Consider the following 24,275-nt stretch of genomic DNA (forward strand, 5'->3'; position numbering starts at 1 on the left):
CGTTTAGTGCGGGTGGAAGGTCACGCGGGACGGGACAGGTTTGAACTGGCCCATCGCGCTCCACCATGGCATCAGCAGGAAGAAGGCGAAGTAGTACAAGGTGCACACTTGCGAGACGATGGTGCCGATCACGCTCGGCGCCTGGGTGCCCAGGTAGCCGAGGGTGACGAAGGCCAGGCCGAACAGGGCGTACACGTATTTGTGCCAGTCCGGACGGTAACGGATCGATTTCACCGGCGAGTGGTCCAGCCACGGCAGGAAGGCCAGGATCACCACCGAGCCGCCGAAGAACACCACGCCCCAGAATTTCGCGTCCAGCACGGAAGGCAGCATGCCGACGATGGCGACCAGCGCGATCACGGCGATGGCGGCCTTGACGGTGAACGACAGGCGCGACTTCAGCCACAGGAAGGCGACGTAGGCGGCCACGGCGGCCATCAGCACCCACATGAAGTCGGCGGTGGTGGCCCGCAGCACCGAGTAGAACGGCGTGAAGTACCAGGTCGGCGCGATGTGCAGCGGGGTCTTCAGCGAGTCGCCCGGCAGGAAGTTGTTGTATTCCAGGAAATAGCCGCCCATTTCCGGCGCGAAGAACACGACGGTGCTGAAGATCAGCAGGAACACCGACACGCCGAACAGGTCGTGCACGGTGTAGTAGGGGTGCGACGGGATCGAGTCGACCGGGTGGCCGTCAGGACCCAGGTTGTCCTTGACCTCGATGCCGTCCGGATTGGACGAGCCCACCTCGTGCAGCGCGATCAGGTGCGCCGCGACCAGGCCCAGCAGCACCAGCGGGATGGCGATCACGTGGAAGGCGAAGAAGCGGTTCAGGGTGGCGTCGGACACCACGTAGTCGCCGCGGATCCACAGCGACAGGTCGGGACCGATCAGCGGAATCGCGCCAAACAGGTTGACGATCACCTGCGCGCCCCAGTACGACATCTGGCCCCATGGCAGCAGGTAGCCGAAGAAGGCCTCGGCCATCAGGCACAGGAAGATGGCGAAACCGAACAGCCAGATCAGCTCGCGTGGCTTGCGGTAGGAGCCGTACAGCAGGCCGCGCGTCATGTGCAGGTAGACGATGATGAAGAAGGCCGAGGCCCCGGTCGAGTGCATATAGCGCACCAGCCAGCCCCATGGCACTTCGCGCATGATGTATTCCACCGAGCCGAAGGCCAGGTTGGCGTCCGGCTTGTAGTGCATGGTCAGGAAGATGCCGGTGACGATCTGCAGCACCAGCACCAGCATGGCCAGCGAGCCGAAGATGTACCAGAAGTTGAAGTTTTTCGGGGCGTAGTACTTGCCCCACTGGTCGTTCCACAGCTTGGTCAGCGGGAAGCGGTCGTCGACCCAGCCCAGCGCCTTCTGCGCGGCGGGGGCGTCGGCCGGGAATTTGGTCTCTTTGAAAGCGGCCATGTTTATGCCTCGCCTTTCTCGTCTTTACCGATCACCAGCTTGCCTTCGCCCATGTACATGTGGCGCGGCACCGGCAGGTTGTCCGGCGCGGGCTTGTTCTTGAAGACGCGGCCGGCCAGGTCGAAGGTCGAGCCGTGGCAGGGGCACAGGAAGCCGCCCTGCCAGTCGTCCGGCAGCGACGATTGCGGGCCGGGCGCAAATTTGGTCGACGGCGAGCAGCCCAGGTGGGTGCAGATGCCGATCGCGACCAGGTATTCGGGTTTGATGGAGCGGTATTCGTTCATGCAGTATTCCGGCGTGAACTCGGCCGGATTGCGCTCGGATTTGGCGTCGGCGACCTGGGCGTCGGTCTTCTTCAGCGACGCCAGCATGTCGGGGGTGCGGCGCAGGATCCACACGGGCTTGCCGCGCCATTCGACGGTTTTCATTTCGCCCGGCTGCAGCGACGAGATATCGACTTCGACCGGTGCGCCGGCCGCTTTCGCCCTTTCGGACGGCTGGAACGTACTAACCAAGGCACCTGCAGTGGCCAAACCCACTACGCCACCCGCCGCGCATGTCGCCGCGAGCAAGCCACGTCGGCCAGTATCGACCTGCTTTTCGTTACTCATACACAAACCCCAATCATCAAATTGCGAAATAGTTATTATGCGTCAACAGAGCTTCCAGCAACCTTAAATTATAGGCGAACAAATAAGCGAGTTAAAGCGAAACTGTTGTATTTGTCTAAATTCAGCCCCATATCGATCGATTGCGGCTATCGACGAATTGTCGGTAAGCAATGATGTTGTGAATGGCAACAAAAACCGGCTATCATCGGACCACACTTTAGCCGGGAGGGCGCGATGGGCATGATGCAGGAGTTCAAAGACTTTGCCATGAAGGGCAACGTGGTCGACCTGGCGGTCGGCGTGATCGTCGGGGCCGCCTTCAGCAAGATCGTCGATTCGCTGGTGCAGGATATCATCATGCCGCCCATTGGCAAGCTGGTCGGCGGGCTCGATTTCGCCAACTACTACCTGCCCCTCAACGGCCAGGCCACCAGCCTGAGCCTGGCCGAGGCCAAGAAACTGGGCGCGGTGCTGGCGTACGGGAACTTCCTGACCATCCTGCTAAACTTCGTCATACTGGCGTTCATCATCTTCCAGATGGTGCGCGTGCTGCAGAAGGCCCGCCGCGCCGAGCCGCCGCCGGCCCCGGCCGATCCGGCGCCCACGGCGGAGGACATCCTGCTGTTGCGCGAGATCCGCGACGCGCTGAAAAAATAAGGCTGGACGGCGGCGGCGCCGGCCCGCCGCCTGGGACGAAACATGATGCGACGACTGTGGTTATTGTTTGCACAAGCGGTGACCGTGGTGCTGGCGCTGTATTTCGTCTACAGCGCGATGCGGCCGGACTTCCGCGCCGCGCCGCCGGTGGCGCGCCTGCTGGGCGGCGGCAACGCGCGCCCGGCCGCCATCCTCGAGGCCGGCGGCGCGCCCTCGCCCGGCTCCTACCGCGCGGCCGCCGCGCGCGCCATGCCGGCGGTGGTCAATGTGCTCACCAGCAAGGCGCAGCGCCGCAAGAGCGAGCTGACGCGCGACCCCTTCTTCAAGAAGTTCTTCGGCGACCGCGATCAGGACGGCGAGCACGACGATGAACAGTCCAGCCTGGGCTCGGGCGTCATCGTCAGCGGCGCCGGCTACATCCTGACCAACAACCACGTGGTGGACGCCGCCGACGAGATCCAGGTGGTGCTGGCCGACGGCCGCAAGGCCGCCGCCAAGGTGGTGGGCACGGACCCGGAAACCGACCTGGCCGTCATCAAGGTGGACCTGGACAAGCTGCCCGTGATCGTGCTCGGCCAGGCCGAGGCGGCCAAGGTGGGCGACGTGGTGCTGGCCATCGGCAACCCCTTCGGCGTCGGCCAGACCGTCACCATGGGCATCATTTCCGCGCTGGGCCGCAACAATTTACATATCAACAACTTCGAGAACTTCATCCAGACCGACGCCGCCATCAACTTCGGCAACTCGGGCGGCGCGCTGATCGACACCAGCGGCAACCTGCTGGGCATCAACTCGGCGATCTATTCGCAGTCCGGCGGCTCGGTCGGCATCGGCTTCGCCATTCCCGTCTCGACCGCCAAGTCGGTGATGGAGTCCATCATCAGCACCGGCCACGTGACGCGCGGCTGGATCGGCGTGGAATCGCAGGAGATCACGCCCGAGCTGGCCGAGAGCTTCGGCCTGAAGCGCCAGAGCGGCGCCATCATCGCCGGCGTGGTGCGCAACGGCCCGGCCGACAAGGGCGGCATGCAGCCGGGCGACATCCTGCTGTCGGTGGAGGGCAAGGCGGTCAACGACACCAACGACATGCTGAACCTGATCGCCCAGCTGCCGCCGGGGGAAAAGGCTAAAATGCGCGTGCTGCGCAAGACGCGCGAAACCGAGCTGGCCATCACCGTCGGCAAGCGCCCCCGTTCCCGTTAATCCCCTATCCGTTATGCACCTGCGCGACCTGAAAAACTATCTCACCGAACTGGCCGAGAACAACAACCGCCCCTGGTTCATCATGAACAAGCCGCGCTACGACATCCTGCGCGAGGAATTCCTGGAACTGGTGACCCAGCTGATCGTGGAACTGGGCAAGTTCGACCCGGCGGTGAAGTTCTGCAATCCGAAGAAGGCGCTGTTCCGCATCAACCGCGACGTCCGCTTCGCCCACGACAAGAGCCCGTACAAGACGCGCTTCTCGGCCGCGGTGGCGCCCAACGACATGCGCCGGCCGTCGATGGCGGGCGGCCCCACTTATTACTTCCAGCTGGACGGCGAGGGCCGCCTGCTGTTCGGCGCCGGAGAGTACATGCCGCCGCCGCACCGCGTCAAGGCGCTGCGCCGGGCCATGGTGGAGGACGCGGCGGGCTTTTCGAAGGTGCTGAAGAACAAGAATCTGAAGCTGCGCTACGGCACCATCCAGAACGAGGGCAAGCTGCAGCGCCCGCCCAAGGGATTCGATGCGGACCACGAGCACATCGAATTCATCAAGCTGAAGAGCTTTTTCGTCTGGACCGAGATCGACCTGGACCTGAACAAGCCGGAGCTGCTGCTGCCGCTGATCGCCAACGGCATGCGGGACGCCTATCCGCTGGTGGCGTGGATGCGTTCGGCGCGCGTGGACGAGGAGGAGGCCGCCTGACGGCCGGGCCCGCGCCCGCGCAAACGCATTCCATGTCGCCGAAACCGCGGTTCGTCGCACGCCGCTGGGGCGGCGCCCGTCCGCTGTCTATAGTTGGGTCCATGGCACATGTCATGGACCACACAACTCAACGACACGCAACCGGACGGAGCAAACAATGAACAAGTTTTTCAGCGCCACCATGATGGCCGTCTCCCTGTACGCCGCGCACGGCCTGGCGATCGCCGACGAGGTTGTCAGCGAGGTCCGCAACATCGACGGCCGCGCCGTCAAGGTGGTGCTGGACGGGGTCATCAACCTCAAACTGAAACAAGGCGGCAACGCCTCGCTGGTGGTCTCCGGCGACAAGCGCCACCTGTCCAAGGTGACCGTGACGCAGAACGGCGACACGCTGCGCATCGGCACCGACCTGCGCGGCGTACACATGGGGAACACCAGCCTGAACGCGGAACTCACGCTGCCCGACCTGCGGGAACTGGTGTCGGCCGGGGTCGGCTCGGCCGAGGTGAGCGGCTTCACCGGCGACGCCGTGCGCCTGGCGCTGGAAGGCGCCGGCTCGGTCAACCTGGTGTCGCGCTACCGCGTGGTGAACGCGCGGCTGACCGGGGTGGGCAGCATGAACGTGAACGCGGGCGAGTCGGAACAGGTGGACCTGAACCTGCGCGGCGCCGGCCAGATCGTCATCAGCGGCCAGAGCAGGAACCTGCGCGCGACGCTGGGCGGCATCGGCAGCCTGGACGCGCAGCGGCTGCGCGCCGACAGCGTCGACGTCGACCTGTCCGGCCTGGGCGGCGCCACCGTGTACGCGAAGAACTCGGCCAGCCTGCGCCTGACCGGCCTGGGCTCGGCCACCGTGTACGGCAAGCCGGCCAACCGCAACGCCAGCTCGCGCGGGCTGGGCAGCGTGGCCTGGAACTGAGCGGCGGCGTCCCCGGTGGCCGATTAGCGCGCGCCCAGGGTGGTCGCCAGCACCCGCGTCAGCTGCAGCATGGCCGGCCCCAGCAGCACCAGCATCAGGGCCGGGAACATGCAGAAGATCAGCGGGAACAGCAGCTTGAGCGCGATCTTGGCCGCCTCCTCCTCCGCCAGCAGGCGGCGCTTGGTGCGCAGGTTGTCGGCGTGGATGCGCAGCGAGTCGCCCATGCTGGTGCCGAAGCGCTCCGACTGGATCAGCATCGCCACCAGGGTGTCCATGTCCTCCACGCCGCTGCGCAGCGCCAGGTTGCGCAAGGCGCGCTCCTTGCTGAAGCCGGCCCGCAGCTCCATCAGCACCAGTTGCAGTTCCTGCGCCAGCGGCACGCTCTTGATATGGATCTCGGCGGCCACCTTGGCCAGCGCGCGCTCCAGGCTCAGGCCGGCCTCCACGCACACCGTCAGCAAGTCCAGCGCGTCGGGCAGGTGCTCGAAGATGGCGCGCTGGCGGCGCTGGGCCAGGCGCGCCAGCACCACGTTCGGCAGGTAGTAGCCGCAGGCGGCCGCGCCGAGCAGCAGCGTCATCCAGAAGCGCTGCGACGCCGCGCCGGCGCCGGCCGCCAGCAGCGCGGCCAGCGCCGGCAGCGCCAGCGCCAGCACCGTCTTGGCGGCGAAGTACAGCGTGGGCGCGGCCGGATGGCGCCAGCCGGCCGTGATGAAGCAGGTGCGCAGCGGCGAGCGCTCCCAGCCCTCCTCGGGCAGCGACAAGCGGGTGAACGGCTGCGCCACCCTGGCCATGCGTTCGACCCAGCCGTCGGCGCCGGCCGCCTGGTCCGGCGCCGCGCCCCCGCCCAGGCGCTGGCGCAGCGCGCCCGGCGCGAACAGCAGCAGGCCCGTGAGCGCGATCGCGGCGACCACCACGAACACCACCGCCAGGAACACGAGTTGGGCGGCGCTCATGCGCGTATCCTGATCAGCTTGCGCATCCACACCGCGCCGCACAGCATGGCGCCGGCGCCGTACCACAGCAGTTGCTGGCCGGCCTGGTCGGTCCACAGCACGCTGACGTAGCGCGGATGGACCAGGGCCATCACCAGCAGCAGCACCGGCGGCAACAGCCCCAGTATCCAGGCCGACAGCCGGCCCTCGGCCGACATCACGCGCACCTGGGCCATCAGCTTGAGGCGGGCCCGCACGATGGCGCTGATGCTGCCCAGCAGCTCGGCCAGGTTGCCGCCCGACTCGCGCTGGATCAGCACCGCGATCACCAGGTAGCGCAAGTCCGTCAGCGGCACCCGCGCGGCCAGGTTGTGCAGCGCCTCGTTCATCGGCACGCCGTAATTGATCTCCTCGTAAGCCATGCGGAACTCGCCGCTGATCGGCTCGGGCATTTCGCTGCCCACCATTTGCAGCACGTTGGCGAAGGAATGGCCGGCGCGCAGCGCGCGGCTGAGGAAATCGGCCACCTCCGGCAATTGCTGCTCGATCTTGTGCAGCCGCGCGGCGCGCGCGCGCAGCAACAGCATGGCCGGCGCCAGCAGCGCGCCGCCCAGCGCGGCCAGCAGCAGCGGGGCCGGCGCGGCCAGCAGCGGCGGCCCCGCCAGCGCGGCCAGCAGCAGCGCGCCCTGCGCCGCCAGGAACTGCGCCACCGACCAGCCCCGCCCCGCCTGCAGCAGCAGGCGTTCCAGCGCGGCCAGTTGCGGCACGCCGCGCAGCCAGCGGTCCAGGCGCGGCATGTCGCTGTAACGGCGCTGCTTGAGGATGGTGACGCGCTCGGCGCCGTCGCCCTGCGCGGCCATCAGGCGCAGGCGGCGCGCGATGCGCCGCGCGCCGCCGCCGTGGCTGCCGGACCACCACAGCCACAGGCCCTCGGTCAGCAGGATCACGGCGGCGAACAGCAGCACGGCGAAAGCGGAAAAGACCATGTCCATCGCATCCCCCTTATTCGTATGATTTGTCCGGATCGAAGGCGGCGTCCGGCACCGGCACGCCGTACATGCGCAGGCGCTCGGCGAAGCGGGGCCGCACGCCGGTGGCGCGGAAGCGGCCCTGCACCTTGCCGGCGGCGTCGATGCCGGTCTGTTCGTAGCGGAAGATCTCGTGCATGGCCACCATGTCGCCCTCCATGCCCGTCACCTCCTGCAGGCTGACCAGCTTGCGCGCGCCGTCGGTCAGGCGCGACACCTGCAGCACCACCGTCACGGCCGAGCAGATCTGCTGGCGCATGGCGCGCGGCGTCAAGTGCACGCCGGCCATGCCGACCATGTTCTCCAGCCGCGCCAGCGCGTCGCGCGGCGAGTTGGAGTGGATCGTGGCCAGCGAGCCCTCGTGGCCGGTGTTCATGGCCTGCAGCATGTCGATCGCCTCGGCGCCGCGCACCTCGCCCAGGATGATGCGGTCCGGCCGCATGCGCAGCGCGTTGCGCACCAGCGCGCGCTGGGTGACCTCGCCGCGGCCCTCGATGTTGGGCTGGCGCGTCTCGAGCCGCACCACGTGCGGCTGGCGCAGCTGCAGCTCGGCCGCGTCCTCGATGGTGACGATGCGCTCGGAGGCCGGGATGAAGCCGGACAGCACGTTGAGCAGCGTGGTCTTGCCGCTGCCGGTGCCGCCCGAGATCAGGATGTTGATCTTGGCCTGGCTGAGCGCCTCCAGCACCTGCACCATGGGCGGCGTCAGGCTCTTGTAGGCCAGCAGGTTGGCGATCGTGAGCGGATTGGCGGCGAAGCGCCGGATCGACAGGATCGGGCCGTCGATCGCCAGCGGCGGGATGATGGCGTTCACGCGCGAGCCGTCCGGCAGGCGCGCGTCCACCATCGGCGTCGACTCGTCGATGCGGCGCCCGACCCGCGACACGATCTTCTCGATGATCTTCATCAGGTGGGCGTTGTCGTGGAAGGTCACGCCGGTCAGCTCCAGCCGCCCGGCGCGCTCGACGTACACCTTGCCGTGGGTGTTGACCAGGATGTCGGACACGCCGGCGTCGGCCAGCAGCGGCTCGAGCGGGCCGAAGCCCAGCATCTCGTGCTGGATGTCGAGCACCAGCCGGTGCCGCTCGTGCTGGTTGAGCACGATGCGCTCGTCCTCGATCACGCGCTGCACCAGCAGCGCCAGCTCGTGCTTGAACTGCTCCTGGGTCAGCTGCTTGAGCCGCTCCAGGTCGATGCGGTCCAGTATCGTCTGGTGCATCGATTTCCGCAATTCCTGGTAGACCGCGTCGGGCAGTCCGGCCGGCGGCGCCGGGGGCAGGCTGGCCAGGCGCGCGTCGTCGGTCCCGGCCAGGCGTTCACGCAGACTCATGATGGCTCCTTCACAGTTCGGCGTCGCCGCGACCGAACAAGCGGTCGAACAGCCCCTTGCTTTCGGACACGCGGCGCGCGGTCACCTGCTCGACCAGGTCGGCCAGGCTGCGCGCCAGCGGGCTGCCGCGCGACAGCCGCAGCAGCGGCACGCCCTGGTTGACGGAATCGGTCGCGGCCGGGTAGTCGTTGGGCACCGTGTGCACCACCTCGGCCCCCAGCGCCGACTCGAGGTCGGCCAGGCGCAGCTTGCCGCCCTTTTCGTAGCGGTTGACGATCAACCGGATCCGCTCGCCCGGATAGCCGAGCGAACGGAAGATGTCGAGCAGGCGGCGGCCGTCGCGGATGTCGGGCAGCGCCAGCTGCAGCACCGGGTAGATGGTGTCGGCGTTGTCCAGCGCGCGCAGCGAGATGGCGTCGATCTGGCGCCCCACGTCGAGCACGATGTAGTCGTAGTGCTGGCGCGCCACGCGCAGGATGGTGTCCATGTGGTCCGGTTTCATGTCGACCGTGTGGCCGGCGTCGTCGGCCGCCGCCAGCACGCCGAAGTTGGGCGCCACGTGCACCAGGCAGGAATCGAGGAAGGCGCCGTCCATGCGGCCGATCTGGCCGCAGACGTCGGACAGGGTCATCACCGGCTTCTGGTCGGACACGTACAAGGTGGCGTCGCCGAACTGGCCGTGCAGGTCGATCAGCAGCACCTTGCGTCCGGCCAGCTCGGCCAGCGCGTAGCCGAAATTGGTGGCCAGGAAGGTGGCGCCGCTGCCGCCCTTGCAGGAGATGAAGGCCAGCGCCTTGCCGTCGCGCATATGGGTGACGCCGGTCTCCACCTCGATGCGGTCCATCGCGTCGTGGAAGGCGCGGTGGTCGAGCGGCAGCGCCAGCACCTCGCGCATGCCGGCCCGCATCGCGCGGATCAGCAAGTCCTGCCGCGGCGCGCGCGTCAGCAGGATGTAGCTGGCGCGCGGATAGTGCTTGCCGAGGCGCTCGACCAGCGCCTCCTCGTCCGGCCCCAGCTCGCTGGCGTCCAGGATCACCAGTTCGGGCGGCTCCGGCAATTGGCGCTCGATGGCGTCGCGCAGGCCGTGGCGCGAGGAGGACACCTGCACGGCCGGCACGCGGGCCGAGCCCTGCGCCTCGATTTCCGCGTACAGCAGGCTGTCCTTGCTGATCAGTAGCGCTTTCATGGGGTTTCCTTCGCTTGGACGGGGCGGTGTGTCATTTCCCCTCCCCCGCGCCGATGGCGAACACGTCCGGCTGCCGCGCCGGCGCGGCGTAGGACTTCAGGTAGCGCTCGTGCGCGCGCGCGGCGGTGGCGCCGTCGATGCCGGCCGCGCGGCCGGCGGCGGCGGGCGCCGGGTTGGCCACCTGCAGCGCCAGCGCGGAGCGGGTGGCGACGCCGAAGGGCTGCGGCGCGCGCGGGGCTGCGCAGCCCGCCAGCAGCAGGCACAGCGCCAGCAGCGGGACGGCGGCGGACCTCGCCGCGGCGGCGGCGGCGGGGCCGGTGGCGGGTTTCAGGGCGGATTGCGTGGCTGGTTTCATGACGGACCTCATGGCTGCTCTTGTTTGCCGCCCAGGAACCGTTCGGCGCGCGACGGCGGCGTCATGTCGCCGGTGGGCAGCGGCTGGCCCGGCGGCAGCGGTTTGGCCAGCCGGGCGGTGATCACGAACAGCAGATCGGTGCGCTCGTGCTGGAAGTCGGTGCTGCGGAACAGCGCGCCCAGCACCGGCACATCGCCCAGCAGCGGCAGGCGCTTGCCGCTGCTGCTCTGGTTGTTACGGATCAGGCCGCCGATCGCGAAGCTCTGGCCGTCGTACAGCTGCACCGTGGTCGAGGCGCGCCGGGTGGTCACCAGCGGCAGGATGGCGGTGCCGCCGATGCCGCCGGCCTGGATGCCGACGCCCTCGCGCGACAGCTCCGACACCTCCGGCGACACCTTCAGGTTGATGCGCCCGCCCGACAGCACGGTGGGCGTGAAGCGCAGGCCGACGCCGAACTCCTTCTCCTCCAGCGTGACGCGGCGGTCGTCCTGCGCCACCGGGATCAGGATCTTGCCGCCGGCCAGGAAGCTGCCCTCCTGGCCGCTGACCGCCATCACGGTGGGCTCGGCCAGGATGCGCACCAGGCTGTCCTGGCTCTCGGCGTCGATGGTGAGGCGCCGGGAGCCGGTGGCGCCGCTGTTGCGGCTGGCGTCGAACTGGCCGCGCGCCACGCCGGTCAGGAAGTTCGACAACAGCGTGGCGGCCCAGCCGCCGCCGGCGTAGTGCAGCATCACGCCGGCCTCCAGCTTGTCGAGCAGGGTTTTCGACACCTCGGCGATCTTCACCTCCAGCATCACCTGCTGCGGCGCGGCCACCGCCAGCAGGTTGATCACGCGCGCCCCCTGCGCGGTGGCGGACTCCGCCTTCGGCGCGGGCGCCGCCCGCTCGCCCTCGCCGCGCAGCACGGCGGACTGGGGCGTGGCGCGCCGCACGTGGGCGTGCGCCAGTTCCAGCACCTGCGCCACGGTCGGGCCGTCCTCCACCGTGCCGCTCAGCACCAGCGCGTCGGCGGCGGCGCTGACGCGGATGTCCTTCTCGTGCGGCAGCAGCGCCGCCAGGCTGGCCTGCAGCCCGGCCGCGTCCATGCCGACGTCGACGTCGACCACGCTGCAACGCCCGCTCTTGAACTGGACGATCATATTGGTGCCGCCGAAGTCGACGCCGGCCACGTACAGCGTGTCCGGCGCCACCAGCATCGCTTGCGCCACGGCCGGGTTGCCGACGCTGCGGCTGGCCACCGTTTCCGGCAGGCGCAGCAGCGTCGACTTGCCCGGCTGCAGGGCCAGCCGCGAGGGCGCGCCCAGTTCGCCGGTGCAGCGCGGCCCCTCGTTGCGCGCCGGGGCGGCGGCGCCCGCCGGGAGGGCCGCGGCCGGGCGCGGCGGCGCGGCCGGGCGCGCCGCCGCGGGGGCGGCGGACGGCGCGGCGGACTGGGCCGCGGACGGGACGGCGGCGCCGGCGGCGCCCGCCGCGGCCATGCAGGCCGCGGCCAGGAGATCGGAAGTTTTCATGGCTGGTCCTCAAAGGCATTCCCGGCTGCTGCGCACGCCGTCGATGACGCCGACGCAATGCCGGGTGTCCGGCCGCGGGGCGGCGGCCGGCGCGGGAAGCTGCGCCAGGCGCGGCCGGGGGGCCGGCTCGGGTTTCGGCGGCTGGAGCGGCGCCTCCTGCGCGCCCAGCAGCGTGAGCTTGGTGGCGCCGTCCGTGACGCCGGGACGCGGATCGACCTGGTTGCGCAGCGCCAGCGACAGCGTGCCCACCGAGCGCGCCAGGTCCAGGTGCTCGGCCTGCTCGGGCGTCACCTCCAGCGTGACGGCGTTCACCACCCGCGGCTTGGTGTCGTCGCGCCCCACCTCCTGCGCCACCGCCAGCACCAGGATGCGCTCGAGCACGATCTTGGAAATGTCGTGCTCGCGCTGCGATTCGCCGCCGGTGCGCGTGTGGACGATGATGTCGACGTAGTTGCCCGGCAGCGCGAAGCCGGCCACACCCACCACGTCGTTGACGCGCACGGTGATGGCGCGCTTGCCCTCGGCGATCAGCGCCGACAGCCCGCCCAGCGTGCCGGCCGGCGCCAGCTTGGCCTCGCTCAGCGGCTCGCCGCGCAGCATGCCGTACTTCAGCACGCGGCCGGCCACCTTGCGCGGGTCGCGCAGCGCGCCCGGCGGCAGGCTGTCGGCCGGCCAGTCGGCCAGCTTGACCATCTCCACGGTCAGGCGCTGGCCCAGGCTGGCGTCGGTGGCGGCCACCACGATGCGGCCGGCCGCGCCGGGCTGGCGCCCCAGCAGCCAGCGCGACGCCAGCAGCACCGCCCCCAGCCCGAGCAGCACGGCCAGTCCCAGCATCAAATAGGCGCGGCGGTTCTTCATGCCATCCTCGCTTCGCGCTGGGCCTCGGCCGGCTGGCCGGCCGCGAACATGCTGGACCAGGCTTGGTCCAGCGCCGCCACCGTCAGGCATGGCGCCTCGCCGGCGTAGCTGGCGAAGTCGGCCAGCCGGGCCAGGATGTCGCGCGGATAGCTGGCCAGCAGCGGCTGGCCGCCGCCGCCGTGCAGCTCCTCGATCAGGTAGCGCAGCGCGGCCTCGTCCGGCGCCAGGTTGGCGGCCCGGCACAGGCGCCGGAACAGCGCGCGATAGTTCGCCTCGCTCAGCTCGCCCACATGGATCTTGTAGCCCAGCCGGCGCAGCGCCGAGCCGTCCAGCAGGGTTTGCGGCGGCAGGTTGGTGGCGAACACCAGCATCGCGTGGAAGGGCATGGCGAACTTGTAGCCGCCCTGCAGCGTCAGCTGGTCCTGGCCGGCGTCCAGCGGCTGGATGAAGCGGTTCAGCAAGGCCGCCGCCGGGATGCGCTGGCGGCCGAGGTCGTCGACGACGATCAGGCCGTGGGTGGCCTTGCAGTGCGCCGGCGCCTGGTAGCAGCCGGAGAAGGCGTCGTGCCGCAGCTCCAGCATGGACGCGTCCAGCTCGGCGCCCAGCTGCACCAGCGGACGCTGGCACAGCATCCAGCGCGCGTCGCCGCTGCGCCGCTCGAGCACCGGCCGCGGCAGCGCGCCCGGCTGCGGCGCCGGCGGCTGGTGCACGGCGGGGTCGTACAGTTGCACGATCTCGCGTCCCACCGCCACCGCGTGCGGCACCAGCACCGCGCCCGGCAGCAGCCGGCCCAGCTTGCGCGCCAGCGTGCTCTTGCCGCTGCCCGGCGCGCCGTACAACAGCATCGAGCGGCCGGCGTGCATGGCCGCGCCCACCAGGCGGTGCACGCCGGCGTCGAAGCCGCAGTCGCCGAACACCGCCTCCACCTCGTCCGGCGTGACGGTGGCCGTGGCCAGCTGCGCGGCCTGGCGCGCCGCCATGGCGCGGTAGCTCTCCAGGGGCACCGGCGCCGGGCCGACATAGGGCGAGCGCTCCAGCCAGCCGGCGGCGCGCTGCTTGCCGGCCGCCGTCAGCTGGTATTGCACGTCGATGTCGGCGTCGCCGCGCCAGGCCACCTCGGCGACCTGCTCGGCCACCATGAAGTCCAGCGCCTCGCGCAGCACGTTGACCGACAGCCGCAGCCGCGTGGCCAGGATGGGCAGGTGGGTGCGGCCGCCCGTGAAGATGGCCTTGGCGATCAGCTCCACGATCAGTTGCTGCTCCAGCCCGGTTTCGCGCACATTGCGCGGCTGCGGCGGCAGCACCGCGCCGTTTTCCTCCTCGGCGACGCGGGTGGCGGGCAGCAGGGATTCGACATCCATCATGATGTTCTCCTCGGTGAGGAATCGATACTAGCAATTGCTTTCCTGGCGGATATTGACCGTCAGCAAACCTTAACCTGCCGTGTGGAAATGCCCCGACAGTATGGACAGCGCCGAGCCGGCCGCCACCGCCACGGCGTAGGGCATGCCGCCCACGCTGGCTCCGCGCGGCAAGGGCACAGGCTGCGCGGGCACGCCGGCCAGCCGCAACAGCATGGGCCACAGCAGCGTGGCCAGGTTGCGCAGGCCCTGCCGCAGGCGTCCGCTGGCCGCCATCATCAGCAGGCCCAGCACGCCACCGGCCATAATGCTCAGCAGGGCGATGTGCAGCGCCTGCGCGGGGCCCGCGAAGGCGCCCACCATGGCCATCAGCTTGACGTCGCCCGCCGCCATGCCGCGCAGCGCGTACAGGGGCAGGAACAGGAGGAAACCGGTCGCGCCGCCGGCCAGCCAGGACGACAGGGTCGCCCAGGGCGGCCCCATCCTCCAGTGCAAGGCCAGTGCCAGCAGCAAGCCGCTGAGCACCAGCACATTGGGGATCTTGCGCACGGCAAGATCCGTGACCGCGGCCTGGATGACAAGCCACAGCAGTACAACTTCGATCGCGTTCAGCATCGCGTTCTCCGTTGCCAGACGCGCCGGCGAAACCGCCGGCGCGCCGCGGCAGCGTTACGGCGTCAGCTTGTCCACGATGTCATCGAAGGCGGCGTCCAGGCCGCCGGTCAGACTGGTGAACAGGGTGGTGAGGCCCAAGGCCATGACGGCCGCGATCAGGCCGTATTCGATGGCTGTGATCCCTTCCTCGTCCCGGGCGAAATTACGGATGGTTGTGATGACTGTGTTCATGATGTGCTCCTTGAAAAAGGTTGAACAAACCCTGGCGGACAGCCTGTCTGCAGCCACGCCGCCGCCATTACGTCCACTATAGGCGCGGTGCTCGGATGCATGTTGATAGGGAACAAGCTTTCCATGTGGAATTATTTTGAGGGCGATTCGCGCGGGATTCGCGCGCCCCTTGCGCGGCAAGGCCCGCTGCGGCGCGCTCAAGCTTGGCGCGGAGAGGTAGAATCGTGGCGTTTTAGCAGAATTTTCGCATTGACGAATTGCCTATAATATAAAAAGCGATTATTCTGCTTAGCTGTCTTTTGGAAAGGCCTCGTGCTTCCAAGCACTGTGAGCCTTGCAGCCGCGGCAAAACTCGCTATGATGGGCTTTCTGGTATGAAGCTTGAGGCTATGGGTGTGTGATCAGAGAACGACGATGGATTCCCTACTGAAACACATGGTGGACATGACCGGCCACCGCGATCACACAATGCTCGACATCTCCGTGATCTCGGCGGTGCAGGAGCTCGCCGGTGCGCGGCAGACGCGCGTGCTGACCCTGACCACCGTGCGCGGCCAGATCTTCGTGCGCAGCCGCGCCACCATCTCGGTGGGCAGCGCCGCCCGCATGGAGGAGCACGCCGACCCGGCCGGCGCCGGCGACCCGATCGGCAATTTCCCGGCGCTGGCGGCCTGCCTGGCGCGCCACGAGTCGAGCGCCGACCAGCTCGACGCCGACGGCAACCACACGCTGTGGCTGCCGATCTGGCTGGGCGACAAGGCCAACACCTGCCTGGAAATCGTCGACCCCACGCCCTACAACAACGAGACCATCCACATCGTGGCCGGCATCGTCAGCGTCTACCGCAACTTCCAGAACCTGCTGGACTACAGCGAGCGCGACTCGCTGACCGGCCTGCTCAACCGCAAGACCTTCGACGACCAGCTGGCCAAGATGCTGCAGGCCAGCAGCATCGAGCAGGACGCGCTGGCGCTGCCGCCCGGCGAGGAGGAACGCCGCCACCATTCGGACCAGGAAAAACAGTGGCTGGCGGTGGTCGACGTCGACCACTTCAAGAACGTCAACGACAAGTTCGGCCACCTGTACGGCGACGAGGTGCTGATCCTGATCGCCAACCTGCTGACCTCCTCGTTCCGCGCGCAGGACCGCGTGTTCCGCTTCGGCGGCGAGGAATTCGTCGTGCTGCTGCGCTCGACCACGCAGGCCAACGCGCAGCGCATCATCGACCGTTTCCGCATGGACGTGGAGGCGCACGAGTTCCCGCAGGTGGGCCGGGTGACGGTGAGCGTGGGCTACGTCAGCATCAGCGCCTACGAGGCGCCGGTGATCATCCTCGGCCACGCCGACCAGGCGCTGTACTACGCCAAGAGCCACGGCCGCAACATGACCTGCCACTACGACGAGCTGGTCAGCGGCGGCTTGCTGCAGACCATCGAATCCAACGACACCGCCGAATTCTTCTAGGCCAGCGACAAAAACCGCATCGGATCCACGTTCCACTTGGACGGCGACTCGTGGCCGACGATCTTGTCGGCGCCGCCGAAGCCGACGCCGCGCGCCAGGTCCACGGTTTCCGGCTTGATGTAGACGTTCTTCCTCGTATGGAAGAACACGTTGACCTTGGGCGCCAGCAGGTTGCTCTCGTGCGGTTCCACCACCACGCCCAGCCGGCCCGATTCCAGCAGCACCATGGTGCCCACCGGGTAGATGCCCACGCAGCGCATGAACTCCTGCGCGTACTGCGGATTGAAGTGGAACTTGCTCCACTCGTAGATCTTGCGCAGCGCCGCCGCCGCCGACATGCCCTTGTGGTAGCAGCGGTCCGCCGTGATGGCGTCGTACACGTCGACGATGGCCGCCATCTGCGCCAGCTCGCTGATCTGGTCGCCCGACAGCTGGTGCGGATAGCCGCTGCCGTCGCGCCGCTCGTGGTGGTGCAGCGTGATGTCGAGCGCGATGTCGTTCACCTCCGGCGACTGGCGCAGGATCTCGTAGCCGTCCTGCGGATGCCGGCGGATGACGGCGAACTCCTCGTCCGTCAGCGCGGCCGGCTTGTTCAGCACGGTGTCCGGCACCAGCGCCTTGCCGGTGTCGTGCAGCAGCCCGCCCAGGCCCGCCTGGCGCGTGGTCTCCGGCGCGATGCCGCGCGAATGGCAGAACGCCACCAGCAGCGCGCACACGCTGACCGAGTGCAGGAAGGTGTAATCGTCCTTGTTCTTGATGCGCAGCAGCCCGACCAGCGCGCCCGGATTGCGCAGAATGGACTCGGTGATGTTCTGCACCACCGGCTGCACCTGGCCGATCTCGATGGCCTTGCCCAGGCGCGCGTCCGCCATCACGGTGCGAACCAGGCTCGAGGCCTGGTGGCGGATCTGCGCCGCGCGGGCCAGCTCCTCGCCCAGCGGTACGCGCAGCATGGGCGCCGGCTGGGACGCCAGTTCCGTCAGTTCGCGCTCGGTGGCCAGTTGGGCCTCCTCCAGCGTGGGCGCGTCCTGCACGTCCAAGCCCTTGGCGCTGTCGATCACCACGTCGTGAATGCCGGCCTGGACGATCTTGCGGATCTCGTCCTCGCTGCCCAGCAGGAAACGGTTGCGCATGAAGGGGTGGGTCATCCAGTCGCAGCTCAGGTCCTGGACGTACATGCCCACTTTCAGCTGGGAGGAATCGACTTTCTTGAGCATACGCAAAACCTGCGGGAGGCGATGGAAGGGTTAAAATCAGTATAACAAATAGTTTCCACCCGGACTCATTGTTTTATCCTCCACACAACATTCTTTAAATGGAATTACGCCAACTCCGCTACTTCGTCGCCATCGTCGACCACGGCTCGCTGTCGCGCGCGGCCACGGTGCTGCACGTGGCCCAGCCCGCGCTGACCCAGCAATTGCGCCAGCTGGAAGAGGAGTTGGGCGCGCAGCTGCTGCACCGCTCCGCGCAGGGCGTGCTCAGCACGGACGCGGGCAAGGTCTTCTACGAGCACGCGCAAGCCATCCTGAAGCAGGTGTCGGACGCGCGCTCGGCGGTGACGCAATCGGCCACCCGGCCCTCCGGCAGCGTCACGCTGGGCCTGCCGCACAGCATCTCCGGCGCGCTGGCCCTGCCCCTGCTGACGGCGGCGCGCGCCCGCTTCCCCGAGATCACCCTGCAACTGACCGAGGAACTGACCGGCAACCTGGTTGAGCAGCTGAAATCGGGCCGCGTCAACCTGGCGGTGCTGTTCGACGACGGCCAGCTGGCGCCCTTCGTCTGCACGCCGCTGGTGGAGGAGGAGCTGCGCTTCATTTGCCGCGCCGACGCCGCCTGCGGCGCCGATCGCGGCGACATCTCCCTGGCCGACGCGCTGGCCGCGCAGCTGATCCTGCCGGGACCGCGGCACGGCGTGCGGCCGCGCGTCGAAAGCGTGGCGCGCGGCGCCGGGCTGGCCACCGCCAACGTCATCGAAATCAACTCCATCGCCATATTGAAATCCGCGATCCTGGCCGGCATGGGCGCCACGATATTGCCGGTGGCGCCGGTGCTGGCCGAGGTCGAGCGCGGCGACATGCGCGCGCTGCCCATCCACGGCCCGGCGATCTCGCGCACGGTGGTGCTGTGCGGCTCCAAGAACATCCCCCTCACCAACGCCGCCGCCGCCGTCGGCCGGCTGACGGCCGAAGTCGCCGCCGACCTGTGCGCCAGCGGCTACTGGCTCGGCGCCCGCCTGCTGTAAGCGCGCCGCGCGCCGAAAAAGCGCCCAGGGCTATTTATTTAAATAGCCCTGGGCTATTTTTCGGTGGCCATCATTTTTTCTTATGGCCCTATCCCGAATCGGTATTTCCGTATACGTCAACTTGGCCGTAAACTAGGCGACTGAACGGATTTTTTAGACTTAAACTATCCGTATGCGCCGCCCACCCGCGGCGCCACCGCCAGACCTGAACGCGCCTACCCGGCGCACCCAAGTCCGGCGCCATCCCGAATACCATTTTGGAGACATCACCATGGCCGATATCACGGCACCCGCCACGCCCGCGTCCGCGGAGCAGGCCCCTTCCCGCCTGGGCACCGTCAGCCTCGACGACAAATACACGGCCACCTCCGGCACCATCTTCCTGTCCGGCATCCAGGCGCTGGTGCGCCTGCCGATGATGCAGCGCGTGCGCGACGAGGCCGCCGGCCTGAACACGGCGGGCTTCATCTCCGGCTACCGCGGCTCGCCGCTGGGCGGCCTGGACGAGAACCTGTGGAAGGCGCAGAAGCACCTGGAGGCGCACCACGTGCAGTTCGTGCCGGGCGTGAACGAGGACCTGGCCGCCACCGCCGTCTGGGGCTCGCAGCAGGTGGACCTGATCGGCCCGGCCAAGTACGACGGCGTGTTCGCCATGTGGTACGGCAAGGGCCCCGGTGTGGACCGCTGCGGCGACGTCTTCAAGCACATGAACCACGCCGGCACCTCGAAGCACGGCGGCGTGCTGCTGGTGGCCGGCGACGACCACGGCGCCTACTCGTCCACCCTGCCGCACCAGTCGGACCACCTGTTCTCGGCCTCGATGATCCCCGTGCTGTATCCCTGCAACGTGCAGGAATACCTGGACCTGGGCGTGCATGGCTGGGCCATGTCGCGCTTCTCGGGCTGCACGGTGGCGTTCAAGGCGCTGGCCGACACGGTGGAATCGTCCGCCTCGGTGGACGCCAACCCCTTCCGCGTGGAGGTGAGGATCCCGCACGACTTCCACATGCCGGAGGGCGGCCTGAACGCGCGCCTGTCCAGCATCCCGCTGGGCCAGCAGGCGCGCAACCAGGAAGCGCTGATGCAGGACTATAAGATCTACGCCGCCCTGGCCTACGCCCGCGAAAACAAGCTGAACCACACCACCATCGACTCCAAGGACGCAAAGCTGGGCATCATCGCCTCCGGCAAGTCCTACCTGGACGTGCTGGAAGCGCTGGAGGAACTGGGCATCGACGAGGACATGGCCGCCAAGGTCGGCCTGCGCCTGTTCAAGGTGGCCATGCCCTGGCCGCTGGAGCCGGACAGCGTGCGCGAATTCGCGCAGGGCTTGGACGAGATCCTGGTGGTGGAGGAAAAGCGCCAGATCGTCGAGTACCAGTTGAAGGAACAGCTGTACAACTGGCGCGACGACGTGCGTCCGCGCGTGATCGGCAAGTTCGACGAGAAGGGCGAGTGGGTCGCGCCGCGCGGCGAGTGGCTGCTGACGTCCAAGGCCGACTTCTCGGTGTCCCAGGTGGCGCGCGTGATCGCCAGCCGGGTCAAGCGCTACATCGGCGACACCCATATCCAGGACCAGATCAAGGCCCGCCTGACCTTCCTGGACGCCAAGGACGCGGTGCTCAAAAAAGCCATCAGCACGCCGTTCCGCCCCGCGTTCTACTGCTCCGGCTGCCCGCACAACACCTCGACCAAGGTGCCCGAGGGCAGCTTCGCGCTGGCCGGCATCGGCTGCCACGTGATGGCCACCTCGATCTACCCCGAGTTCAACAAGCTGACCACCCACATGGGCGGCGAGGGCGCGCCGTGGATCGGCCAGGCCGCGTTCTCGACAGTGCCGCACGTGTTCCAGAACCTGGGCGACGGCACCTATTTCCACTCCGGCTACCTGGCGATCCGCGCCGCCGTCGCGGCCAAGGTCAACATCACCTACAAGATCCTGTACAACGACGCCGTCGCCATGACGGGCGGGCAGCCGGTGGACGGCACCGTGTCCGTGCCGATGATCGCGCAGCAAATGGCCGCCGAAGGGGTGAAACGGATCGCCCTGGTGACCGAGGACCTGTCGCGCTACACCGACCGCGCCGCCCTGCCCTCCATCGTCTCCCTGCACGACCGCAAGGACATGGACGCGGTGCAGCGCGAACTGCGCGAGGTGCCGGGCGCCTCCGTGCTGATCTACGACCAGACCTGCGCCGCCGAGAAGCGCCGCCGCCGCAAGAAGAACAAATTCCCGGACCCGGACAAGCGCATGGTGATCAACGAAGCCGTGTGCGAGGGCTGCGGCGACTGCGGCGTGCAGTCCAACTGCGTGTCCATCCTGCCGAAGGAAACGGACTTCGGCCGCAAGCGCACCATCGACCAGTCGTCCTGCAACAAGGACTACTCCTGCGTGAAAGGCTTCTGCCCGAGCTTCGTCACCGTCGAGGGCGGCAAGCTGAAAAAATCGAAGACCGGGGCCACCAAGACCGACGACGGCTGGGCGCCGCTGCCGCAGCCGGCGCTGCCCGAATGCGAACAGCCGTACAACATCCTGATCAACGGCATCGGCGGCACCGGCGTGATCACCGTCGGCGCGCTGATGGGCATGGCCGCGCACCTGGAGGGCAAGGGCGCCTCCGTGCTGGACATGACCGGCATGTCGCAGAAAAACGGCTCGGTCACCTCGCACGTGAAGATCGCCCGCTCGCCGGCCCACCTGCGCGCGCAGCGCATCGCCACCGGCGAGGCGGACCTGATCCTGGGCTGCGACATGCTGACCGCCGGCGCGGCGGACGCGGTGTCGAAAATGCGCCCCGGCCGCACGCTGGCCGTGGTCAACCTGCACGAGCAGCCGCCCGGCACCTTCGCGCAGCAGGCCGACTGGCAGTATCCGGCCGAGGAGGTGAAGGCGCTGATCAACGAATCCGTCGGCTCGTCGGCCGACTTCATCGACGCCACCAGGCTGGCCACCGCGCTGATGGGCGACTCCATCGCCGCCAACCTGTTCATGCTGGGCTACGCCTGGCAGCGCGGCCGCATCCCGCTGACGGAGGCGTCGCTGCTGCGCGCGATCGAACTCAACGGCGTGGGCGTGGAGGCGAACAAGAAGAGCTTCCTGTGGGGCCGCCGCGCCGCCGTGGACCTGAAGCGCGTGGAGAAGACCGCGATCCCGGCGCAGGCCATCGTGGTGCAAATGCCGCAATCGCTGGACACCGTCATCAAGAAGCGCGTGGACTTCCTGACCGGCTACCAGAACGCCGCCTACGCCGCGACCTACGAGGACATGGTGGCGCAGGTGCGCGCCAAGGACGCGTCCCTCAATCTCGGCAACAAGCTGACCATGGCCGTGGCCAGGTCGCTGTCCAAGCTGATGGCCTACAAGGACGAATACGAGGTGGCGCGCCTGTACACCGACGGCCGCTTCGTCGAGCAGCTGCAACAGCAGTTCGAGGGGAATTTCTCGCTGAAGTTCAACCTGGCGCCGCCGCTGCTGGCGAAGAAGGACGCCAAGGGCCACTTGGTGAAGGCCGAATTCGGCTCGTGGATGTGGAGCGCGTTCAAGCTGCTGGCCAAGCTGAAAGGCCTGCGCGGCGGCGCGTTCGACATTTTCGGCTACACCGAAGAGCGTAAGATGGAACGCGCACTGGTCGCCGAATACCGGGAACTGGTGGCGACCGTGATGGCGCAGCTGAACGCGGGCAATTACGACACGGCCGTGGCGCTGGCCATGCTGCCCGAGAAGATCCGCGGCTTTGGACACGTGAAGGAAAAAGCGGTGGCCGAGTTCCGCGCGGAGAAGGCGCGCCTGCTGGCGATCCTCGGCGGCGGCCACCAGCACGCCGCCTAAACCAGAAGCAAAGGCCGGGGTCAGACCCGTCGGGTCTGACCCCGGAATTCGCCGCTGGTTTTTACGAATTTTTCGCTTGACTTGACGTTAACGTAAGCGTCATATAATTCAGAACACCTCGTTCCAGAACGATAAGGACACCCATGAACGACCTTTCCGCACCGAAACTCGCCACCGCGCCCGAGCAGGCCAAGCCGGCCAACAAAGTCCGTTTCGTCACCGCCGCCTCGCTGTTCGACGGCCACGACGCCTCGATCAACATCATGCGCCGCATCCTGCAGTCGAACGGCGTGGAAGTGGTGCACCTGGGCCACAACCGCTCGGTGGACGAGGTGGTCACCGCCGCGCTGGCGGAGGACGTGCAGGGCATCGCCATCTCCAGCTACCAGGGCGGCCACGTCGAATACTTCAAGTACATGCTGGACCTGCTGCGCCAGCGCGGCGGCGCCCACATCAAGGTGTTCGGCGGCGGCGGCGGCGTGATCGTGCCGGAGGAGATCGCCGACCTGCACGCCTACGGCGTGACCCGCATCTTCAGCCCGGAGGACGGCCAGCGCATGGGCCTGGTCGGCATGATCCAATGGATGGTCGAGCAATGCGACATCGACCTGTCCCAGTACTCGCCCACGGCGCTGGCGCCGCTGCGCGAAGGCCCCATCGCCGACCGCCACCGCCCGCTGGCCCAGCTGATCACCGCGCTGGAGAACGACAAGGCCTCCCCGGCGCTGCGCGCCGAACTGCTGGCCGCCGCCGAGGGCCTGCCGGTGCCCACCCTGGGCATCACCGGCACCGGCGGCGCCGGCAAGTCCTCGCTGACCGACGAACTGATACGCCGCATCCGCCTGGACCAGGGCGACGCGCTGAACATCGCCGTGATCTCGATCGACCCGTCGCGCCGCAAATCCGGCGGCGCGCTGCTGGGCGACCGCATCCGCATGAACGCCATCAACCCGTGGGCCAAGGAAGGCGAACTGCGAAGCCGAGTCTTCATGCGCTCGCTGGCCACGCGCGAAGCCGGCTCCGAGATCTCGCAGGCGCTGCCGGACGTGATCGCCGCGTGCAAGGTCGCCGGCTTCGACCTGGTGATCGTCGAGACCTCCGGCATCGGCCAAGGCGACGCCGCCATCGTGCCGCACGTGGACGTGTCCATGTACGTGATGACGCCGGAATTCGGCGCCGCCTCGCAGCTGGAGAAGATCGACATGCTGGACTTCGCCGACTTCATCGCCATCAACAAGTTCGACCGCAAGGGCGCGCAGGACGCGCTGCGCGACGTGGCCAAGCAATACCAGCGCAACCGCGAGCTGTGGAACCAGCGCCCCGAGGAGATGCCGGTGTTCGGCACCCAGGCCTCGCGCTTCAACGACGACGGCGTCACCGCCCTGTACCAGGGCCTGCTGCCCAAGCTGGCGCAATTCGGCATGAAGACGCAAGCCGGCGTGCTGCCGGTGGAAACGGTGCGCTTCAGCAGCGGCAGGAACGTGATCGTGCCGCCGGCGCGGGCGCGCTACCTGGCCGAGATCTCGGACACCGTGCGCGGCTACCACAAGAACACGGCGAAACAGGTGAAACTGGCGCGCGAACGCCAGCAGTTGCGGGAATCGAAGCGCATGCTGGCCGCCGCCAAGGCCGGCCTGGACCTGGGCGCCGATTTCGACGAACTGATCGCGGAGCGCGACGGCGCCATGGAGGCCGGCGCGAAAAAACTGCTGGCGCAATGGCCGGACATGCAGGCCGCCTACGCCGGCGACGACTACGTGGTGAAAATCCGCGACAAGGAGCTGCGCACCCGGCTGGTCTCGCACACGCTGTCCGGCACCA

Annotated in this window: 21 protein-coding genes; 8 read left to right on the forward strand and 13 right to left on the reverse strand. The window is 68.2% G+C overall.

Features of this window, described 5'->3' with window-relative positions:
• Positions 1-3: 3 nt before the first annotated feature.
• Positions 4-1,416, reverse strand: coding sequence for a cytochrome b (locus BM436_RS26490; protein WP_093558535.1), 1,413 nt, complete (start codon positions 1,414-1,416; stop codon positions 4-6).
• A 2-nt stretch (positions 1,417-1,418) separates the two neighbouring features.
• Entirely contained in the window at positions 1,419-2,027 is a 609-nt protein-coding gene (gene petA, locus BM436_RS26495; RefSeq protein WP_093558536.1) for a ubiquinol-cytochrome c reductase iron-sulfur subunit, read from the reverse strand.
• Between the two features lie 234 nt (positions 2,028-2,261).
• On the opposite strand from petA, the gene mscL reads away from it, so the two are divergent.
• The 4 genes from mscL to BM436_RS26515 all read left to right on the forward strand — a co-directional run bounded on the left by mscL (position 2,262) and on the right by BM436_RS26515 (position 5,512).
• Positions 2,262-2,684: a large conductance mechanosensitive channel protein MscL gene (gene mscL, locus BM436_RS26500; RefSeq protein ID WP_093558537.1), complete on the forward strand. Its 423-nt coding sequence runs from the start codon at positions 2,262-2,264 to the stop codon at positions 2,682-2,684.
• Between the two features lie 45 nt (positions 2,685-2,729).
• The gene (locus tag BM436_RS26505; RefSeq protein ID WP_093558557.1) at positions 2,730-3,887 is read left to right on the forward strand and encodes a Do family serine endopeptidase; all 1,158 of its coding nucleotides are present in this window, start codon (positions 2,730-2,732) and stop codon (positions 3,885-3,887) included.
• Between the two features lie 13 nt (positions 3,888-3,900).
• Positions 3,901-4,593, forward strand: coding sequence for a DUF2461 domain-containing protein (locus BM436_RS26510; RefSeq protein ID WP_093558538.1), 693 nt, complete (start codon positions 3,901-3,903; stop codon positions 4,591-4,593).
• Positions 4,594-4,750: 157 nt separating this feature from the next.
• Positions 4,751-5,512 carry a GIN domain-containing protein gene (locus BM436_RS26515; RefSeq protein ID WP_093558539.1) on the forward strand — a complete coding sequence of 254 codons (762 nt, stop codon included), beginning with the start codon at positions 4,751-4,753 and terminating at the stop codon, positions 5,510-5,512.
• Between the two features lie 23 nt (positions 5,513-5,535).
• Here the strand turns inward: BM436_RS26515 and BM436_RS26520 are convergent, their stop codons facing one another.
• The 10 genes from BM436_RS26520 to BM436_RS26565 all read right to left on the reverse strand — a co-directional run bounded on the left by BM436_RS26520 (position 5,536) and on the right by BM436_RS26565 (position 14,916).
• Complete coding sequence (locus tag BM436_RS26520; RefSeq protein WP_093558540.1) at positions 5,536-6,465, reverse strand: type II secretion system F family protein; 930 nt, start codon at positions 6,463-6,465, stop codon at positions 5,536-5,538.
• Positions 6,462-7,436, reverse strand: a complete 975-nt coding sequence (locus BM436_RS26525) for a type II secretion system F family protein (RefSeq protein ID WP_093558541.1) — start codon at positions 7,434-7,436, stop codon at positions 6,462-6,464. Before BM436_RS26525 ends, BM436_RS26520 begins: the two co-directional genes overlap by 4 nt.
• Before the next feature lie 10 nt (positions 7,437-7,446).
• Positions 7,447-8,802, reverse strand: a complete 1,356-nt coding sequence (locus BM436_RS26530) for a TadA family conjugal transfer-associated ATPase (protein ID WP_093558542.1) — start codon at positions 8,800-8,802, stop codon at positions 7,447-7,449.
• A gap of 10 nt (positions 8,803-8,812) precedes the next feature.
• Entirely contained in the window at positions 8,813-9,988 is a 1,176-nt protein-coding gene (locus BM436_RS26535; protein WP_093558543.1) for a CpaE/TadZ family protein, read from the reverse strand.
• A 31-nt stretch (positions 9,989-10,019) separates the two neighbouring features.
• Positions 10,020-10,343 (reverse strand): DUF3613 domain-containing protein, encoded by a 324-nt coding sequence (locus BM436_RS26540; RefSeq protein WP_093558544.1) that lies wholly within the window; start codon positions 10,341-10,343, stop codon positions 10,020-10,022.
• 8 nt (positions 10,344-10,351) lie between these two features.
• Entirely contained in the window at positions 10,352-11,851 is a 1,500-nt protein-coding gene (locus BM436_RS26545; protein ID WP_229490746.1) for a type II and III secretion system protein family protein, read from the reverse strand.
• A gap of 9 nt (positions 11,852-11,860) precedes the next feature.
• A complete protein-coding gene (gene cpaB / locus BM436_RS26550) occupies positions 11,861-12,709 on the reverse strand; it encodes a Flp pilus assembly protein CpaB (protein WP_093558545.1) in 849 nt (282 codons plus the stop codon).
• Positions 12,706-14,073, reverse strand: coding sequence for a DUF8689 domain-containing protein (locus tag BM436_RS26555; protein WP_177307523.1), 1,368 nt, complete (start codon positions 14,071-14,073; stop codon positions 12,706-12,708). The genes cpaB and BM436_RS26555 overlap by 4 nt, the downstream gene beginning before the upstream one ends.
• 69 nt (positions 14,074-14,142) lie before the next feature.
• Positions 14,143-14,685, reverse strand: coding sequence for an A24 family peptidase (locus tag BM436_RS26560; RefSeq protein WP_093558546.1), 543 nt, complete (start codon positions 14,683-14,685; stop codon positions 14,143-14,145).
• A 54-nt stretch (positions 14,686-14,739) separates the two neighbouring features.
• Positions 14,740-14,916 (reverse strand): Flp family type IVb pilin, encoded by a 177-nt coding sequence (locus tag BM436_RS26565; RefSeq protein ID WP_093558547.1) that lies wholly within the window; start codon positions 14,914-14,916, stop codon positions 14,740-14,742.
• A 414-nt stretch (positions 14,917-15,330) separates the two neighbouring features.
• Here BM436_RS26565 and BM436_RS26570 point away from each other — a divergent pair, with 414 nt between their 5' ends.
• Positions 15,331-16,380, forward strand: a complete 1,050-nt coding sequence (locus BM436_RS26570; protein WP_093558548.1) for a GGDEF domain-containing protein — start codon at positions 15,331-15,333, stop codon at positions 16,378-16,380.
• On the opposite strand, the gene BM436_RS26575 is transcribed toward BM436_RS26570, so the two are convergent.
• Positions 16,377-17,597 carry an HD-GYP domain-containing protein gene (locus BM436_RS26575; protein WP_093558549.1) on the reverse strand — a complete coding sequence of 407 codons (1,221 nt, stop codon included), beginning with the start codon at positions 17,595-17,597 and terminating at the stop codon, positions 16,377-16,379. The two genes, BM436_RS26570 and BM436_RS26575, sit on opposite strands and share 4 nt — an antisense overlap.
• Positions 17,598-17,695: 98 nt before the next feature.
• On the opposite strand from BM436_RS26575, the gene BM436_RS26580 reads away from it, so the two are divergent.
• The 3 genes from BM436_RS26580 to BM436_RS26590 all read left to right on the forward strand — a co-directional run.
• Positions 17,696-18,625 carry a LysR substrate-binding domain-containing protein gene (locus BM436_RS26580; protein WP_093558550.1) on the forward strand — a complete coding sequence of 310 codons (930 nt, stop codon included), beginning with the start codon at positions 17,696-17,698 and terminating at the stop codon, positions 18,623-18,625.
• A gap of 271 nt (positions 18,626-18,896) precedes the next feature.
• On the forward strand, positions 18,897-22,454 hold the full coding sequence (locus BM436_RS26585) for an indolepyruvate ferredoxin oxidoreductase family protein (RefSeq protein ID WP_093558551.1): 3,558 nt from the start codon (positions 18,897-18,899) through the stop codon (positions 22,452-22,454).
• Between the two features lie 143 nt (positions 22,455-22,597).
• The coding region (locus BM436_RS26590) for a cobalamin-dependent protein (RefSeq protein ID WP_177307525.1) at positions 22,598-24,275 on the forward strand (1,678 nt) is incomplete at its 3' end.

It is taken from the genome of Pseudoduganella namucuonensis (assembly GCF_900116645.1).
GTDB lineage: Bacteria > Pseudomonadota > Gammaproteobacteria > Burkholderiales > Burkholderiaceae_D > Rugamonas > Rugamonas namucuonensis.